This is a genomic window from Ochrobactrum sp. BTU2 (genome assembly GCF_024539785.1).
GTDB classification, from domain to species: domain Bacteria; phylum Pseudomonadota; class Alphaproteobacteria; order Rhizobiales; family Rhizobiaceae; genus Brucella; species Brucella anthropi.
The window spans coordinates 609,886-625,419 of record NZ_JAHWRG010000002.1 but is presented as its reverse complement, the minus strand read 5'-3'; the positions used below and the strand labels follow the sequence as shown (position 1 = coordinate 625,419).

The following is a 15,534-nucleotide window of genomic DNA, read 5'->3' as shown; positions in this document are numbered from 1 at the left end:
ATGTCCGTTCGTGTTTTCCTGTCTGGCAATCGTCCCCGGCTCATCACCACAAAGCCGGGATATGATGCTGATAATCTGTCGCTGGCGGACATCTACAAGACGTTTGATAGCGACTGGTTTCAAGGTGCTGGCATCCGATGGATTTTCCGTGTGACGATCCCGGCAGGCAATCCAGCGTCTAAAACCGTGACGTTCCCGTATGCCTTGAACCACATACCCAGGTATTCTTGGATGTGGGATGGCTATCGGACGAGCGGCGCGGCATATCCGCAAAACCAAGGCGTCACATGGCCATTCCCTCTCGATCCGAATGCCCCATACTTCAGCACGATGTGGCAGGCCACGCCGGGAGGCGGCAACGCGCAAACCCCGAATGCAAATGTTCGGATGTATAACAACCGGTTCGAAATTGTTGATACGCTTGGCTTGTCCGGCGGGCAATTCGGCACATTGATCGTGTACCAGTCATGAGCAGAAGAATTCACATTGGCCCGCTGGGCAACGATTTCCTGTTCCGGATATCAACGCCCGGATACGACGCTTCAGACCGGGGCAGCCCTTCGGTGTTCTCATCGGATGGCGATTATCTCAAGGTCCATGCCGTCATTGATGTGACGCTGAACCGGACGAATAATTACCATTGGGGCGCATACACGTTCCCGACACTTGGCTACTGCCCGCTAGCGTTTCCAAGCATCAGCCTGCTGGATCGTGTCTTCTATCCGAATGATCGCGCAGCGGCGACATCTGAGATGAACGACTTCTGGCAATGGGGTGTTCAGGATGGGAAGGTCTGGGCAGGAACCGACACTCAGAGCAGTTACGGCGGCAATTACCGCTTCCGCTGCATCATCTTCAAAAATCGAGCAGACAGGTACACAGCCGCATGAGCAGGAGAGCCGTATTCTCAACTGATGGCGTTCGCGTATCCCGCGCTGGGTATGACGCCTTGACCGCGTCTGTGGACAATCTTTGCATGTACCCAGGCATGTCAACAATGACGATGGCAGTTCAAGGCACGGTGACCTTGGCCGGAGGCACACGTCAGATTTACACCTTCAGCAATCCAACTGGCCGAATGCCCTACGTGATCCTCAACAGCACCGCCGGAGACCCGCCAGACAGACAGACGTTCTGCGCGGAAACCTTCCCGCCATTTACCACCGTTTATATCCGCAACGATGTGCAATCCGGCGCTCCATCTAGGACAATCCGTTTTGCCGTCCTCATCGATAACAGCTTCATCTGAAAGGTCACAACCATGTCACTGACTGACATCATCAACAGCGGTAAGAAGATCGAGCTTCAGGCCACGAACGAGGATGACGCCAGGATAGAAGCGCTGCGCCACTTTGGAGAAGAGGATTTTGCACTGGTCGAAGTTGAGCAGGGGAAGTTCGTCGCCTGTCAACCTGATTTCACGTTGTCCGACAAGATTGAATGCCAAAGGGTAAAAAATTCAAAACAATGGCGTTAGATTTTGCGGTGATTGTTCTACAAGGGAGCAGTTTGATAATGGAGAGAATTGGAAGTTTTCAAACCTTCAGAATAACTGAGGGGGTGCCTGTCGGATATTATTTCGACTTGTCATTAGTTCCTCCCGGGTTGCCAACGCAGGATCAAGCCCGGTTTGAGTTTGATGATCGCAGCATAACTTACGATTGCACCAATGGATCACTATGGTTCCGCATCGTAGAAGAAGCCAGCCAGTCACATGTTGGTCATGCAACATTTGCTTTGGGCGATGGCGTGATTATTTGCGACAGCATAGATATACGGTGCGACCACCGGAGAAAGGGCATCGCAACTTCGATTTATGATTTGATCGAACGTCTATTTGAAATTGCAATCAAGCCGAGCGATGTTCAAACTGATTGTGCAAAAGAATTCTGGAAATCCAGGCAATCAGAAACAATTAGCGGGGGGAGCTGCTCTGAAGAGCCATCACTTGGCCGCCTACCCGCGTCCCAGTCGAAAAAACATAAAGCGTAAGAATTTTGAATATTGTGATCAGTCAGGTGAAAATTTCACACGCCATGATAGCGGGTGTAATCGCCCGCGCATGCGGCGCAACGATCCTATTCATTCGCACGGCTTCGGCGTGGCCGTCGATGATGTGTCCCAGCCGATAGAAGCCCTTGCGCCTATCTGGCTTAATATAGCCTTCCGAAACCAGTTCCTTGAAGGCGATATCGCTTATGTGCAGCACCCGCGCACCATCGTATCGGTTGATGAGCATGGAGCGGATAGGCTTGTTGAGCTTCGACATGTGCAATCCACAATTGTTCAATGAATGTGATCTATTATAGCGAATTGTTCACCAAATGTGATATATTCTGTGCAGTCTCCAATTCAGCAAGCAGGCCGTTTCACATGACGACAGCACATGAACTTTGCGCGGAATTTGATATCGAGATTATTCCAGGCACCAGCTACCCGCTACCGGGCCAGACACGCGCCGTTGCCACAATCAACCGACTGATTGAAAAGTATGGTGAAGGCCATGCCCGTATCGTCCTGTCCACCCTGGCAGAAGCAGCGGGGAAGCAGGGACTGATCGACAAATACAGCCTATGGGCCGTGAGTGATCTTGTCCGCGCCTGCTCTGACTGGATCGAGACCGATCTATCAAGCTGGTACGAGGCATGGGATCAGATGCCTATGGGCTTCGCGATGTGGGAATGTAACCAGCTATCCGGCATCGTGCGTCAGCGATCAGGATTGGCCGGTATGCTGTACCTGATGCTTTCCATGCACAAAAGCGCAAAGCGGGCCAACAAAGCGCTTATGAAGGCCTACGACGAAGAGAAAGCCCTTCACCGGGTAACCTCGAAGGAAATAGAGGGTATGGCGGCTTAAAGTGATATAAGCGAAGACCTAGATTGAAGATTGCCAATTCGTGGTGAAATTCAATGCAGATAGCATTTGGAAGCTGTTGCACCATTTCACGCTTAGATCGTTGCACACGTCAGGTATACGCCGATTAGCGCGTTTGGTGCTTGGTTTTGAAGCTTCCACGGTCACCACGCAGCGATGTAATGGCTGTGCCAGAGCATATGCGATTAAGAAAGGGTCACGCCCAATCTCAATTGTCTCGGCATCGTTTAGATCGGTGGCATACTTATTAATTACTGACTGTACCAAGGATGGGTCAACATCCTCATCAAGCCGGAGACATTCAAAATTATCATCTTCGCATAGCCACATGTCCAATGGGGAACCGTCGGCTATTTCTTCAAGAATTTCTAGGGGCATCTTAACCAGACCAGCTTCCCCCATGTGTATCAGCCAGCTCCAGAACTCAGGGAAACGGTCGAGAGGATAGTATAAATTGTGCGCAGTGATCAGCACGTTCGCGTCGATAAGATGCACGGCCTCTCCTTACGCAGCACTGTCAGTAAGAACGTAAACATTGCTCGGGTTAACGCCGAGGATCGCAGCAGCCTTTGACGGCGACAACGCGCCCTCTGCCAGCATACGCTTGGAGAGCTCAACTAGCCGATTTCCGAGTTTATGCCTCCGCACAACGTAATAGTTCGGTCCACCTGACTTTTCTTTGGACCGTTCACGCTGTGCAGCCCGGTTTTTTATCCACTGAGCTCGGAAAAATGCAGTAACGGCAGACCAGGCATCATGATCAATAATGCCATGTCTATAAAGCTTATAGGCAACCATCGAATAGCTCACCTGCCTTGCTTCAGCGATAGCGGCAATACGGTCCAAAATTTGCCTTTGAGGAGCATTCAATAGCGAGGGCTCGTGCGCAATCTCTGCATTCGGCAACAAAATGCGCCCTGCTACATCATTGCAAAATGTTTCGATCTCACTGGACGAACGGCCACCGCTCACGCCTGTTTGACCGAGCCAGATATGTGCTAGTTCGTGCAGCAGCGTGAAAGACCATGCTTGCTCGCTGTCCTGATCATTAATCACGACGAAAGGTGCAATAGGGTCGGCAAGCGCGAACCCTCGGAATAGTTCGACGTTCAAGGCACTATGATAACTGCCCAGATTTCCGATCAACAGGACAAAGATACCCGCAGCCTCTGCCAGACCTCGGAGATAAGAAAAACCTTTGGAAGAAGCCCCATGCCTGAACGTATGCAACTCAAAGCCAAGCTCGACCCGTATCCGATCAGCTAGCTTTTCCGCGCCTTGCTTTTGGTCGAATGAGCCGACAAAGCGCAATTGAACAGCCTCGTCCTCGGTCTCAAGGACGGACCTAACCATTTCTTGACGGGCGCGTACCTCTCGGAGAAGAGCATCGACCAGCGCCATATCCCGTTTTGCATATTCTGCAGGGAGCGTTCGGAAATCCTGGCCCCGCGCCGCCACAGATGGCGGTTCTGCGAGATAGAACGTCAACAGAGGACGACGGTACTGCGTAGCCATCTTAACGAGCTGCGGCCTAGTGGGCTCCAGGTCTCCACTTTCGAGCATAGCCAACCTATCTTCGCCCGCGATACCGCGAGCGGTGCCGATGCCAAGCTTGGCAGCAGCATCCTCGAGATTGAGCCCGGCGGTTTCGCGGGCCCATCGCAGGATTGATGGGTTGACCTTAGTCACTCTATTCCTCGCCCCTTCAGTGGAGTATTTATGCACATATAATCGTTACGAAACCATATAGGTGAAATTTAACGAAATCTGTACATGCAGCAAATTATCGCAACTTGGATATATTGCGATGACCATTGGCTTCCCGCGCAGACTAAGCGGGTTCTTTCCGAATGCGGCCTTCCAAAAGCTCAAGGGTACGTTCTTGGGCTTTCCTCATTCCGTGCACGTGCTCGACAATAAGGCCGAGGCATACAATCAGCATGCCGGAAATGAATAGGCCAACGCCATACGGCAGAAGCAGAAAGCCACTTGATCCAGTCAGCGTGAAACCGAGCGCAGCAGCGACCACACCGGCCAGCATTCCAAGCGTTCCAATAATCTGTGCGAAGATACCCATATTTTACCCCTTCCATCCCCACTGTCGGCAGAGCTTTTCACCATGGGCCGCCGCTTCTGCGTAGGAGTTGAAGTGGGCAGTAAACTCTCTTTTCTGGCCTCTAAAATAGATAGTCAGTTTATGACTGGCCACATCGTAATCAATCGACATCCCTTGTTCGTAAGCCATCTCGCATCCCCCTGTTTCCCGCAGGCTGTCAGAGCATTGATACCGCGTCAAGTGAACAAGCGTTCCGCCATAATTGCCTTCCAGGCTTGCATGCCAGCTTCATTAAGAACGTATCCGCCGACGCGTTCCGGAAACTTCGGGTTTGGGAATGTCTCGATAAATCCCCGCGCTGTCAGCCGGTCTTCCGTCTGACCGCCGCAGCCTTTAATTTCCCGCCTGCTGACCTTAACACCCACTCCGTATCGGCTCAGTTCTGCCAGAGTATCTTGTTCTCGCTTTCCTAAGGTGGTGATGGAAAGATCGTAGGATCGTTTGGACTTCGCTTCCTGGGGTGGTCGGGGGTCATTGTCTGGCAAATCGGTGAAACTGGCATCCAGTTTATACCGATCCCAGACGACACGTCCGTCAATCCGCTTCCCTTTGGGCATACGTCCGTCTTTGACGAGTTCGTCAAACTTAGTTGTGCCGACACCGATGTACCGGGCGGCTTCCTCACGGTTCATGCCGCGTGGTGGATAAGAATAAGGATCGCTTTTCACAAATACCCTCTTCCCTTATCCTCGTACGGGATTTCATCCGAGATGTCGTTCAGGAGTTCTTGCGGGATCAGGCGAATATAAGCGTTGCCGATCTTAATCTCTGGGACGCATCCGGCCTTTCTAGCGCCCTCGCAGATTGCGGTCACTTGCCTGGCGGTGATGTCGAGACGTTTCGTCATTGGCTTCTCCCGTTAGAAATCGGCGGAAGGCTGGCAGAGGCGCAACAGGCGGTCAACTACTCCCCCCATTACTCCGTCTTTTTGAAACAAAAAAATAGAAGTCGGAAACGTTGGTGTAGAGTTTTGAAACGAAAATATCGCTTGGGGGAAATCAATAAACGTGAACGGAAAAAGAACAGGCTGTGCCAGATATGTGCCGCACAAGTGTGCCAACCACTGCACACCGGTGCGCATTTGTTCCCCATCCACGTACAGGATGAAGCCAAATATGCCTTGTTTTCAACGGGGAAATGGTGCTGCGAGAGAGGATTGAACTCTCGACCTCTCCCTTACCAAGGGAGTGCTCTACCACTGAGCTACCGCAGCAATCTCTTGAGTGCGGCGGACTTCTGCCACATCATTACGCAAATCGCAAGCAAGCAATTGCATTTCTTTTCACATAATGTGGAAATCTGCCGGACACGCATTTGAAAGCAGCTTTTCCGGCCCTTTCTCCCGTAGTAGAAGACCGCCATGAGCGAAAATACGACCAACAAAGAGAAACAAACCCAATCGGACCAGCGCAAAAAACGCCGGGCCGAGGAGTTGCGCGCGAATCTGATGCGCCGCAAAGCACAATCCAGATCACGTCGCGCAGGCGAAGCGGATGAACGAAACGACGGCATCACCGCCGCCAGCGACGATACCGACTGAGAATCGCAACAACAAAGCCTTCCTTGAAGATAGGGGGGCTCTGCGGTAAAAGCTCATTTCTGTTCTTCGCAGCGATGTCGTCCTATTGTGATTCGTATTTGACGTAATTTGGCCGCAAGACTCGTAATTTCATGACGCAACGCCACCGCGCCTTAAGGGCTGCCGGATTTGGTGAAAATTTATCGGGCAAGGTATCGGCCCAGAAGGTGACACAGCATGGATCGCATCAAAATCGTTGGTGGCAACAAGCTCAACGGCATCATTCCAATCTCCGGCGCAAAAAATGCCGCTCTGCCGTTGATGATCGCCTCGCTTCTGACCGACGATACGCTGACGCTCGAAAATGTGCCGCATCTGGCTGACGTCGAACAGTTGATCCGCATCCTCAGCAATCACGGCGTGGATTATTCGGTTAACGGACGCCGCGAACATCAGGATGGGGCCTATTCGCGTACGATCCATTTTACTGCCCGTAATATCGTCACCACCACTGCACCCTATGAACTCGTATCCAAGATGCGTGCGAGTTTCTGGGTTATTGCGCCGCTTCTCGCCCGCATGGGCGAAGCAAATGTTTCCCTGCCGGGCGGCTGCGCTATCGGGACACGCCCGGTCGACCTTCTCCTCGAAGCCTTATTAGCTCTTGGAGCCGACATCGAAATCGAAAACGGCTACGCCAAGGCGAAAGCCAGGAACGGTCTCGTCGGCGCACGCTATAAGTTTCCGAAGGTCTCCGTCGGCGCGACCCATGTCATGCTGATGGCAGCAGCCCTCGCCAAGGGCGAAACCGTCATCGAAAATGCCGCCCGCGAGCCGGAAGTCGTCAATCTCGCCGACTGCCTTAATGCAATGGGCGCCAAGATCACCGGCGCCGGAACCAGCACTATCCATATCGATGGGGTCACCAACCTGTCGGGTGCGCGCGTTCGTGTTATTCCAGACCGTATCGAAGCCGGCACCTATGCCATGGCCGTCGCCATGACCGGCGGCGATGTGCTTCTGGAAGGTGCTCAGGAAAGCCAGCTTTCCGCCGCTCTCGAAACGCTGCGACAGGCCGGAGCTGAAATCACCGAGACCAATAGCGGCCTCCGCGTTGTCCGTAACGGTCATGGTATCCATCCCGTTGACGTTACTACCGACCCTTTCCCCGGTTTCCCGACCGACTTGCAGGCGCAGTTCATGGGCCTGATGACCAAGGCCAAGGGAACGTCGCGCATCACGGAAACCATTTTTGAAAATCGCTTTATGCACGTGCAGGAGCTGGCACGTCTTGGCGCAAAGATTTCTCTGTCCGGCCAGACTGCAACCGTCGAAGGCGTGGAACGCCTCAAAGGCGCGCAGGTGATGGCAACGGATCTTCGGGCTTCGGTTTCGCTTGTGATCGCTGGCCTTGCTGCTGAGGGCGAAACCATGGTCAACCGCGTGTATCATCTGGATCGCGGCTTTGAGCGCCTGGAAGAAAAACTGTCACGCTGCGGCGCGACAGTAGAACGTATCAGTGGCTGATCTGACCAAGCCGGAGTGACATTCATCGCTCCGGCTTTTTCTTGCGCTACGCTAAAGATTCCAATCGAAGGGCGACAGGCTTGAAAAGCCTGTCGATTTTTTTGTTTTGACATGCCAAGTTGATAATTGGCCGAGCGGGTGATTGATTTTCTGCCTGTTGGGAGCAGTTATTAACCGACAACGGAAAGTGGTGCTGGAGTATGGAGATGTTGAAGCTTGTGGCGCTGGATGAGGAGGATTTGCAGGTCCTGTCCGCTCATCTTCAGGACGCAGTTTTGAAAGTATCCGACCTTCAGTATCTCGGGAACGAGAAGCGCTTCGTTCTCACGGCAAACCGCTTTGTCTGGGAAGAAAGCAAGCCGAAGTTCCTGCGCAAGCCGCAATATCAACGCAGGCGTACCGCTCTGCACTTCAACCGTGTGATCGCAGCCAAGGCAGTCGGCATTGACCGCCAGAAACCGGATGAAGTGCTTTCCCTGATGGCCATTCAGTTCACAGCCGGTGAAACACCTGCCGGAACAATAGAACTGACTTTCTCGGCAAATGCGGCTATCCGTCTTGAAGTGGAATGTATCGAAGCGCAAATGACGGACCTTGGCGCGGCATGGGAAACAGAATCACTTCCTCGCCATAACGTCTAATACCAACCCTTGATGAGCTGAATCATCGAGATTTGGAAAGCCCGTGTGGCGATTGAGCATTTTCAGGGCTTGGATAGCGTCAGCATCTTAGCGCCCTGGCATAAGAGAGGGTTATACAAAACCGTCTTTCGTCAGCCAGACGCCAGTCTGGCAAAGCATATTTGAAGGAACAGAAGCGTGGTCAAGACGCTCAGACAAACCGATCCCGATTTCGAGAATAATTTCGCGACATTTCTGGCCAGCAAACGCGAGGCGTCCGAGGATGTCGATCGTGCGGCCCGCGAGATCGTTGAACGGGTGCGTCGTGAAGGTGACAGTGCGCTCATCGACTATTCCCGGCGCTTTGACCGGATCGATCTCGAAAAAACCGGAATTGCGGTCACTGAAGCTGAAATCGATGCCGCATTCGATATAGCCCCGGCATCGACGATCGAAGCGCTGAAGCTTGCTCACGAGCGCATCGAGAAACACCACGCGCGGCAGTTGCCGAAAGATGATCGTTATACGGATGCGCTTGGCGTTGAGCTCGGTTCGCGCTGGACCGCTATCGAAGCTGTGGGGCTCTATGTTCCGGGCGGCACGGCAAGCTACCCAAGTTCCGTATTGATGAACGCTGTTCCTGCCAAGGTGGCAGGTGTAGAGCGCATTGTCATGGTCGTCCCGGCACCCGACGGCATCCTCAATCCGTTGGTTCTGGTGGCAGCACGTCTGGCTGGCGTTTCCGAGATTTATCGTGTCGGCGGCGCACAGGCTATCGCTGCCCTCGCCTATGGCACCGAAACAATTAGTCCGGTTGCCAAGATCGTCGGCCCCGGCAACGCCTATGTTGCAGCGGCCAAACGTATCGTCTTCGGTACGGTTGGCATCGACATGATCGCCGGGCCATCGGAAGTGCTGGTCATCGCCGACAAGGACAACAATCCCGACTGGATCGCCGCTGACCTCCTTGCTCAAGCGGAGCACGATACCGCTGCGCAATCGATCCTTATGACCAATGATGGGGCTCTCGCTTCGGCTGTCGAAGAAGCTGTCGAACGACAGCTCCGCAACCTCCCGCGCGCGCAAACTGCCGCCGCGAGCTGGCGTGATTTCGGCGCGGTTATTCTGGTCGAGAATTTCGAGGCAGCCATTCCGCTTGCCAATCGCATTGCAGCCGAGCATCTGGAAATCGCTACGGCCGATCCGGAAGCATTGCTGCCCAAAATCCGTAATGCGGGATCGATCTTCATCGGCGGCTATACGCCGGAAGTGATCGGCGATTATGTCGGCGGCTGCAACCACGTTCTGCCAACGGCGCGCTCGGCGCGCTTTTCGTCCGGCTTGTCGGTTCTCGACTACATGAAACGCACGTCGCTTCTCAAACTCGGCCCTGATCAACTGCGCGTGCTCGGACCTGCGGCAATCGAGATTGCCCGCGCCGAAGGCCTTGACGCACACGCGCAGTCTGTCGCTATCCGGCTGAATCTATGAGGTGACATGACCGCCGCTGTTCCAAATGCGCGCCTTGTTGACGTCGAGCTCGATGAATCCATCGGGCGTTCGACGCCTGACGTCGAGCATGAACGCGCGGTGGCCATTTTTGACCTCATCGAAGAGAATTCCTTCCACCCGATCGGAGACGACACGGGAGGGCCGTACCGTCTCAAGCTTTCGCTGATGGAATCGCGACTGATCTTCGCCATCACCCGGGAGGCCGGTGAAGACGTCGCAACTCATATTCTCTCGCTCACGCCCTTACGGCGCGTCGTGCGGGATTATTTCATGATTTGTGAAAGCTACTATCAGGCGATCCGGTCGGCCACACCAAGCAAGATCGAAGCAATCGACATGGGACGGCGCGGCCTGCACAATGAAGGATCGCAGACGCTCCAGAACAGGCTGCAGGGCAAGATCGAGGTTGATTTCAACACGGCACGGCGGCTTTTCACACTTGTCTGCGTCCTGCACTGGAGAGGCTGATCATTGATGATCATCACCGATGCCCCTCCCGTGAATTTCAGCGCCGACGGCGACGACGATCATAAATCGAGCCTGCCCAAGTCCCTGCTTTTTGTCTGCGGCAAGAATGCAATTCGTTCACCCATGGCGGAGTTACTTGCAAGACAGGCCCTGCCACCCAATATTTATTTAGCTTCTGCAGGTGTGAAGCGGGGCGAACGTGATCCGTTTGTCGATGCTGTCCTTCAGGAAGAAGGCTTGTCGCTTGACAACCGGCAACCACGTGGCCTCGAAGAACTTGCGGATGGCTATTTCGACCTGATTGTAACGCTGACGCCACTCGCTCATCATACTGTGCTGGAGCGAATGCGGGGTTTCTCGGTTGATGTCGAATATTGGCCAACGCCGGACCCGACCTTGGTAACCGGCAGCCGAAGCCAGATCATGGCGGCGTATCGCGATGTGCGGGACCGTCTGAAGCGGCAAATCATGCAGCGTTTTAATGAGCATTGAGTTCACGGAATTCCGTTGTTCACAAATGCCGCCTAATCATATAGGTTCCGCGCAAATTCCGACCTAAAGACCGCTCGAGAGCGGCATTTTATCAAAGAAAGAAACAGGTATCGCATGGCGAAAGAAGAAGTCCTAGAATTTCCGGGTGTTGTTACGGAACTGCTGCCGAATGCTATGTTCCGCGTGAAGCTCGAGAACGAACATGAAATCATCGCCCATACGGCAGGCCGTATGCGCAAGAATCGCATCCGCGTTCTGGCCGGCGACAAGGTTCTGGTTGAGATGACCCCTTACGATCTGACCAAGGGCCGCATCACCTACCGCTTCAAGTAAGCAATCCGTTCCCGTTCCAGGAAATGTCTATTCGATGAGCGCGCAACACAAGCTGGTTCTTGCCTCCGGTTCTCCACGCAGGATCGAGCTTCTGGGGCAGACAGGCATCGAACCGGACCACATTCATCCGGCCGATATAGATGAAACGCCGCAGCGCGCGGAACACCCGCGCTCGCTGGCGCGACGTCTGTCGCGGGAGAAGGCGCGCAAGGCACAAGAGCAGCTGAAGGACGATGCGAATTTCGCCGGTGCCTTCATTCTTGCTGCCGATACTGTTGTGGCCGTGGGCCGGCGCATTCTCCCCAAAACGGAGATTGCCGACGAGGCAAGAGAATGTCTGCGGCTGCTTTCCGGGCGTACGCACAAGGTTTTCACAGGAGTGAGCCTTGTCTTGCCGAACGGGAATTTGCGCCAGACACTGGTTGAAACACGATTGCGTTTTGAACGGTTATCCCGCCAGCAGATGGATGCCTATCTCTCGTCTGGTGAATGGCGAGGGAAAGCGGGCGGCTATGCAATCCAGGGGCTGGCCGGTAGTTTCGTTGTGAAGCTGGTTGGCTCCTATACAAACGTCGTGGGATTGCCGCTGCAGGAAACTATCAGCCTGCTGAACGACGTCGACTACCCGGTTTACGCTAACTGGAACAGCGGGAAAGTCTGAGAGCAGGTATGAGCGACAAGAAGGACATATCGACCGCAGCAGGTGCACGAGTGACGCCATTGCGTCCGACGCGCCCCTGCCCGGAATGCGGAAAGCCTTCATCGCGCGAATCCTATCCGTTCTGTTCGCCACGCTGTAAAAGCATCGACCTCAATCGCTGGCTATCCGGCAGCTATGTCCTGCCGGGAAAGCCAATTGACGAAGAGGAAGAAGGAGGAAACTAAGCCTCTCTCAAAGTGGCTTCCTCCAATAAAATCAGTTATTTATCAAAGATGTGAGAAAAGCTGATAAAAATTGCGATACGGTGCTGGACAGCGCGAAATTTAATGCTATAACCCACCCACTTCCGGCGGGAACCAACACCGCCTCGAACGAGCAGATTGCTTGTTACGGATGCCCGGATAGCTCAGTTGGTAGAGCAGCGGATTGAAAATCCGCGTGTCGGTGGTTCGAATCCGCCTCCGGGCACCACTCTAAACCCTTCAATAGTCGTCGCAAAAATACTTGTTCAATCAGGCTTCTGTATTCGGCGTGATCATACTCGAAATATTGACCTGACGATTATCCTCTGCAAGGACTAATCATTCCATTTGTTCCTTCCAGGTTCTTCACCAAGCGAGGAAATCTCCATGCTCTGGACGTTGTTCGGCATCCTTTCCGGTGCCTGTATTGCTATTCAGGCACCTATCAATGCAGCCTTGGCTCGTGGATTGGGATCGCCGGTAACAGCTGCTGCGATTTCGTTCCTTTCCGGTGCTGTCATCCTTGCCGTTATCGCCGGAATTACCGCGCGCGCGACGGGTGCAATGCCAGCGTTCAACGTGCCTGCGGGCTGGCTTTTCGTGGCTGGCGGTGCGCTTGGCTGTATCTATGTGACCGCATCGGTGTTGCTGACGCCGCGCATCGGGGCTGCTGCCGTGATGGGGCTTGCTGTTGCTGGACAATTGATGGCCGGACTGGCTGCTGACCGCATCGGCTTCATGGGCGTTGCGGTGCGTGAAATCACCGCCGGGCGCATTGTTGGTGCGGTTCTGTTGCTTTCCGGCGCATTGATGATCCGCTTTCTCTAAAAGCAAAGCCGCGCTTTTCAGCGCGGCTTTTTATTTTACGATAAGCCGAAAATTGGCTCTCAACCCTTGAACGTATATTCCGCAATCGACTGCGGCTTCATTTCAATCGAGAAGCCCGGCAGCGATGGCGGCATATAGGCCGCATCCTTGATGATGCATGGCTCGATGAAATGCTCGTGCAGGTGATCGACATATTCGATCACACGGCCTTCCTTGGTGCCTGAAACGGCCACATAGTCGATCATCGACAAATGCTGTACATATTCGCACAGGCCAACGCCGCCCGCATGTGGCCAAACCGGCTTACCAAACTTGGCAGCAATCAGCAGCACAGCCAGAACTTCATTCAGACCACCCATGCGGCATGAATCAATCTGAACGATGTCGATAGCGCCTTCCGCGATGAACTGCTTGAACATGATGCGGTTCTGACACATTTCGCCAGTCGCAACCTTCACGTCGCCAATGGCTTCGCGAATCTTGCGGTGGCCTGCAACATCGTCCGGGCTGGTTGGTTCTTCGATGAAGAACGGCTTGGAGAAGGCAAGCTTATTGACCCACTCGATTGCCTGATCGACTTCCCATACCTGATTGGCATCAATCATCAGATAGCGATCAGGGCCGATCACTTCGCGCGCGATGGTCAGACGACGGATATCGTCTTCGAGATCACGGCCAACCTTCATCTTCACATGATTGAAACCCTCGTCGATGGCTTCCTGACACAGACGACGCAGCTTGTCGTCATCATAGCCGAGCCAGCCAGCAGACGTCGTGTAGCAAGGATAACCCTTGGCTTCGAGCTTCGCGATACGCTCGGCCTTGCCGGCTTCCGCTTTACGCAGAATTTCGACAGCTTCGTCGCGGGTCAGCGCATCGGTGAGGTAGCGATAATCGACGATATCGGCGATCTCTTCCGGCGACATGTCGGCGACAAGCCGCCATACCGGCTTGCCAGCCTGCTTTGCAGCCAAATCCCAGAAGGCGTTGACGACAGCGCCGGTGGCAAGATGCATCGCGCCCTTGTCCGGGCCGATCCAGCGCAGCTGGCTGTCACCGGTCAGGTAACGCCAGAACTTGCCGGGGGCCGCGAGGAAATCATCCATCGAGGCACCCACGACCAGATGACGCATGGCGAGAATCGCCTGACAGCAAATGTCGTTGCCGCGTCCAATGGTGAAGGTCAGGCCATGGCCCTTCAGCGCCTCGTCATCCGTATCGAGGATGACATAGGCTGCCGAATAGTCCGGGTCCGGGTTCATCGCGTCAGAGCCGTCCAGACTTTGCGAAGTCGGGAAGCGGAGATCGAAGACGCGCAGATCAGTGATTTTCGTCATGATTTATCCGTGATCAGAGCATGCTCAAAAAAATTAAACGTCAGCGCGCACGTTCTGCTTCTGCGTGCCGAGACCTTCAATGCCGAGTTCGACAACATCGCCAGCCTTGAGATAGCGCGGTGGCTTCATGCCCATGCCAACGCCAGGAGGCGTGCCGGTGGAGATGATATCGCCCGGCTGCAAAGACATGAACTGCGAGAGATAGGAAACGAGGTGGCGTACGCCATAGACCATGGTCTTGGTCGAGCCGTCCTGCATGGTTTCGCCATTGACCTTGAGCCACATGCCAAGGTTCTGCGGATCGGCAACCTCGTCCTTCGTCACCAGCCATGGGCCGGTCGGGCCGAACGTGTCGCAGGATTTGCCCTTGGTCCACTGACCGGCGCGCTCGATCTGGAAAGCGCGTTCCGAGACGTCGTGCAGTGTGCAGTAGCCCGCGACATAATCAAGCGCATCATCTTCCGAAACATATTTCGCGGTCTTGCCGATAACGATGCCGAGTTCGACCTCCCAGTCGGTCTTTTCCGAACCGCGCGGGATGAGCAGATCGTCGTTCGGGCCAACGATGGCCGAGGTGGCCTTCATGAAGATAACTGGTTCTGGCGGAACGGCCATGCCGGATTCTGCAGCGTGATCAGCATAGTTGAGGCCAATGCAGATGAACTTGCCGGTGCCTGCAACGCATGGACCGAGACGTGGGTTGCCTTCGACCTTCGGCAACGAATTGATATCGATCGCACCGAGCTTGGCCAGTGCATCCGGGGTCAGAGCCGCGCCGGAAAGATCGCCTACATGGGCGGAAAGATCACGGATATTGCCGTCCGCATCGAGAAGGCCCGGCTTTTCCTGACCGGTTTCGCCATAGCGAAGAAATTTCATGAGATTACTCCTTGTGGGGATGGAATTGGTGGCGGTGGAATGCCTAGAGCTGTCGAAATTCAGGTTATGGCGTGCCGAAAATGGTGTTTTTCGAGAACCGGAGCGGAATGTACTTAAAGGTAC

Annotated in this window: 26 protein-coding genes and 2 tRNA genes; 17 read left to right on the top strand and 11 right to left on the bottom strand. The window is 54.2% G+C overall.

The features are described from left to right. From KWJ32_RS07655 to KWJ32_RS07635, 5 genes are all read left to right on the top strand, one after another. Positions 1-471: a hypothetical protein gene (locus KWJ32_RS07655; protein WP_231771288.1), complete on the top strand. Its 471-nt coding sequence runs from the start codon at positions 1-3 to the stop codon at positions 469-471. Beyond that, positions 468-890 carry a hypothetical protein gene (locus tag KWJ32_RS07650; protein ID WP_231771287.1) on the top strand — a complete coding sequence of 141 codons (423 nt, stop codon included), beginning with the start codon at positions 468-470 and terminating at the stop codon, positions 888-890. Before KWJ32_RS07655 ends, KWJ32_RS07650 begins: the two co-directional genes overlap by 4 nt. 107 nt (positions 891-997) lie before the next feature. After that, positions 998-1,249 (top strand): hypothetical protein, encoded by a 252-nt coding sequence (locus KWJ32_RS07645; protein ID WP_231771286.1) that lies wholly within the window; start codon positions 998-1,000, stop codon positions 1,247-1,249. A 12-nt stretch (positions 1,250-1,261) separates the two neighbouring features. Next, positions 1,262-1,477, top strand: a complete 216-nt coding sequence (locus tag KWJ32_RS07640) for a hypothetical protein (RefSeq protein ID WP_256885958.1) — start codon at positions 1,262-1,264, stop codon at positions 1,475-1,477. Continuing rightward, positions 1,441-1,992, top strand: coding sequence for a hypothetical protein (locus tag KWJ32_RS07635; RefSeq protein ID WP_231771284.1), 552 nt, complete (start codon positions 1,441-1,443; stop codon positions 1,990-1,992). Before KWJ32_RS07640 ends, KWJ32_RS07635 begins: the two co-directional genes overlap by 37 nt. 22 nt (positions 1,993-2,014) lie before the next feature. Here the strand turns inward: KWJ32_RS07635 and KWJ32_RS07630 are convergent, their stop codons facing one another. Next, entirely contained in the window at positions 2,015-2,269 is a 255-nt protein-coding gene (locus KWJ32_RS07630; RefSeq protein ID WP_231771283.1) for a hypothetical protein, read from the bottom strand. Positions 2,270-2,373: 104 nt separating this feature from the next. On the opposite strand from KWJ32_RS07630, the gene KWJ32_RS07625 reads away from it, so the two are divergent. Beyond that, positions 2,374-2,859, top strand: coding sequence for a hypothetical protein (locus KWJ32_RS07625; RefSeq protein ID WP_231771282.1), 486 nt, complete (start codon positions 2,374-2,376; stop codon positions 2,857-2,859). 18 nt (positions 2,860-2,877) lie between these two features. Here the strand turns inward: KWJ32_RS07625 and KWJ32_RS07620 are convergent, their stop codons facing one another. From KWJ32_RS07620 to KWJ32_RS07585, 8 genes are all read right to left on the bottom strand, one after another. Further along, positions 2,878-3,372, bottom strand: coding sequence for a DUF4411 family protein (locus KWJ32_RS07620; protein WP_231771281.1), 495 nt, complete (start codon positions 3,370-3,372; stop codon positions 2,878-2,880). Positions 3,373-3,381: 9 nt separating this feature from the next. Beyond that, positions 3,382-4,566, bottom strand: coding sequence for an XRE family transcriptional regulator (locus KWJ32_RS07615; protein WP_231771280.1), 1,185 nt, complete (start codon positions 4,564-4,566; stop codon positions 3,382-3,384). 142 nt (positions 4,567-4,708) lie between these two features. After that, a complete protein-coding gene (locus KWJ32_RS07610) occupies positions 4,709-4,954 on the bottom strand; it encodes a hypothetical protein (RefSeq protein ID WP_231771279.1) in 246 nt (81 codons plus the stop codon). 3 nt (positions 4,955-4,957) lie between these two features. Then, complete coding sequence (locus KWJ32_RS07605) at positions 4,958-5,122, bottom strand: hypothetical protein (protein WP_231771278.1); 165 nt, start codon at positions 5,120-5,122, stop codon at positions 4,958-4,960. Between the two features lie 47 nt (positions 5,123-5,169). Beyond that, the gene (locus KWJ32_RS07600; protein WP_231771496.1) at positions 5,170-5,661 is read right to left on the bottom strand and encodes a hypothetical protein; all 492 of its coding nucleotides are present in this window, start codon (positions 5,659-5,661) and stop codon (positions 5,170-5,172) included. Further along, a complete protein-coding gene (locus KWJ32_RS07595; RefSeq protein WP_231771277.1) occupies positions 5,658-5,840 on the bottom strand; it encodes a hypothetical protein in 183 nt (60 codons plus the stop codon). Before KWJ32_RS07595 ends, KWJ32_RS07600 begins: the two co-directional genes overlap by 4 nt. A 12-nt stretch (positions 5,841-5,852) precedes the next feature. Next, positions 5,853-6,074 carry a hypothetical protein gene (locus tag KWJ32_RS07590; protein ID WP_231771276.1) on the bottom strand — a complete coding sequence of 74 codons (222 nt, stop codon included), beginning with the start codon at positions 6,072-6,074 and terminating at the stop codon, positions 5,853-5,855. A gap of 57 nt (positions 6,075-6,131) precedes the next feature. Beyond that, positions 6,132-6,206: transfer RNA gene (locus KWJ32_RS07585), tRNA-Thr, on the bottom strand. Positions 6,207-6,353: 147 nt separating this feature from the next. Between KWJ32_RS07585 and KWJ32_RS07580 the strand changes: the two genes are divergently transcribed. From KWJ32_RS07580 to KWJ32_RS07530, 11 genes are all read left to right on the top strand, one after another. Beyond that, on the top strand, positions 6,354-6,533 hold the full coding sequence (locus KWJ32_RS07580) for a hypothetical protein (RefSeq protein ID WP_010658099.1): 180 nt from the start codon (positions 6,354-6,356) through the stop codon (positions 6,531-6,533). A 216-nt stretch (positions 6,534-6,749) separates the two neighbouring features. Continuing rightward, positions 6,750-8,039: a UDP-N-acetylglucosamine 1-carboxyvinyltransferase gene (gene murA, locus KWJ32_RS07575; RefSeq protein WP_010658098.1), complete on the top strand. Its 1,290-nt coding sequence runs from the start codon at positions 6,750-6,752 to the stop codon at positions 8,037-8,039. A gap of 200 nt (positions 8,040-8,239) precedes the next feature. After that, positions 8,240-8,680, top strand: coding sequence for a DUF2948 family protein (locus KWJ32_RS07570; RefSeq protein ID WP_010658097.1), 441 nt, complete (start codon positions 8,240-8,242; stop codon positions 8,678-8,680). Positions 8,681-8,857: 177 nt separating this feature from the next. Continuing rightward, on the top strand, positions 8,858-10,150 hold the full coding sequence (gene hisD / locus KWJ32_RS07565; protein ID WP_040129976.1) for a histidinol dehydrogenase: 1,293 nt from the start codon (positions 8,858-8,860) through the stop codon (positions 10,148-10,150). A gap of 6 nt (positions 10,151-10,156) precedes the next feature. Continuing rightward, positions 10,157-10,639: a UPF0262 family protein gene (locus tag KWJ32_RS07560; RefSeq protein WP_010658095.1), complete on the top strand. Its 483-nt coding sequence runs from the start codon at positions 10,157-10,159 to the stop codon at positions 10,637-10,639. A 6-nt stretch (positions 10,640-10,645) separates the two neighbouring features. Then, positions 10,646-11,131, top strand: coding sequence for a low molecular weight phosphatase family protein (locus tag KWJ32_RS07555; protein ID WP_011982500.1), 486 nt, complete (start codon positions 10,646-10,648; stop codon positions 11,129-11,131). A gap of 114 nt (positions 11,132-11,245) precedes the next feature. Then, positions 11,246-11,464, top strand: a complete 219-nt coding sequence (gene infA / locus KWJ32_RS07550; RefSeq protein WP_002965531.1) for a translation initiation factor IF-1 — start codon at positions 11,246-11,248, stop codon at positions 11,462-11,464. A 34-nt stretch (positions 11,465-11,498) separates the two neighbouring features. Then, the gene (locus KWJ32_RS07545; protein WP_010658093.1) at positions 11,499-12,125 is read left to right on the top strand and encodes a Maf-like protein; all 627 of its coding nucleotides are present in this window, start codon (positions 11,499-11,501) and stop codon (positions 12,123-12,125) included. 8 nt (positions 12,126-12,133) lie between these two features. Beyond that, positions 12,134-12,349 (top strand): DNA gyrase inhibitor YacG, encoded by a 216-nt coding sequence (gene yacG, locus KWJ32_RS07540; RefSeq protein WP_011982499.1) that lies wholly within the window; start codon positions 12,134-12,136, stop codon positions 12,347-12,349. Positions 12,350-12,520: 171 nt separating this feature from the next. Beyond that, positions 12,521-12,596: transfer RNA gene (locus tag KWJ32_RS07535), tRNA-Phe, on the top strand. Between the two features lie 158 nt (positions 12,597-12,754). Next, positions 12,755-13,195, top strand: coding sequence for a DMT family transporter (locus KWJ32_RS07530; RefSeq protein WP_010658091.1), 441 nt, complete (start codon positions 12,755-12,757; stop codon positions 13,193-13,195). Between the two features lie 59 nt (positions 13,196-13,254). On the opposite strand, the gene KWJ32_RS07525 is transcribed toward KWJ32_RS07530, so the two are convergent. Further along, a complete protein-coding gene (locus KWJ32_RS07525) occupies positions 13,255-14,532 on the bottom strand; it encodes an L-fuconate dehydratase (protein ID WP_094514744.1) in 1,278 nt (425 codons plus the stop codon). Between the two features lie 33 nt (positions 14,533-14,565). Beyond that, positions 14,566-15,411, bottom strand: a complete 846-nt coding sequence (locus KWJ32_RS07520; protein WP_011982497.1) for a fumarylacetoacetate hydrolase family protein — start codon at positions 15,409-15,411, stop codon at positions 14,566-14,568. Positions 15,412-15,534 lie beyond the last annotated feature (123 nt).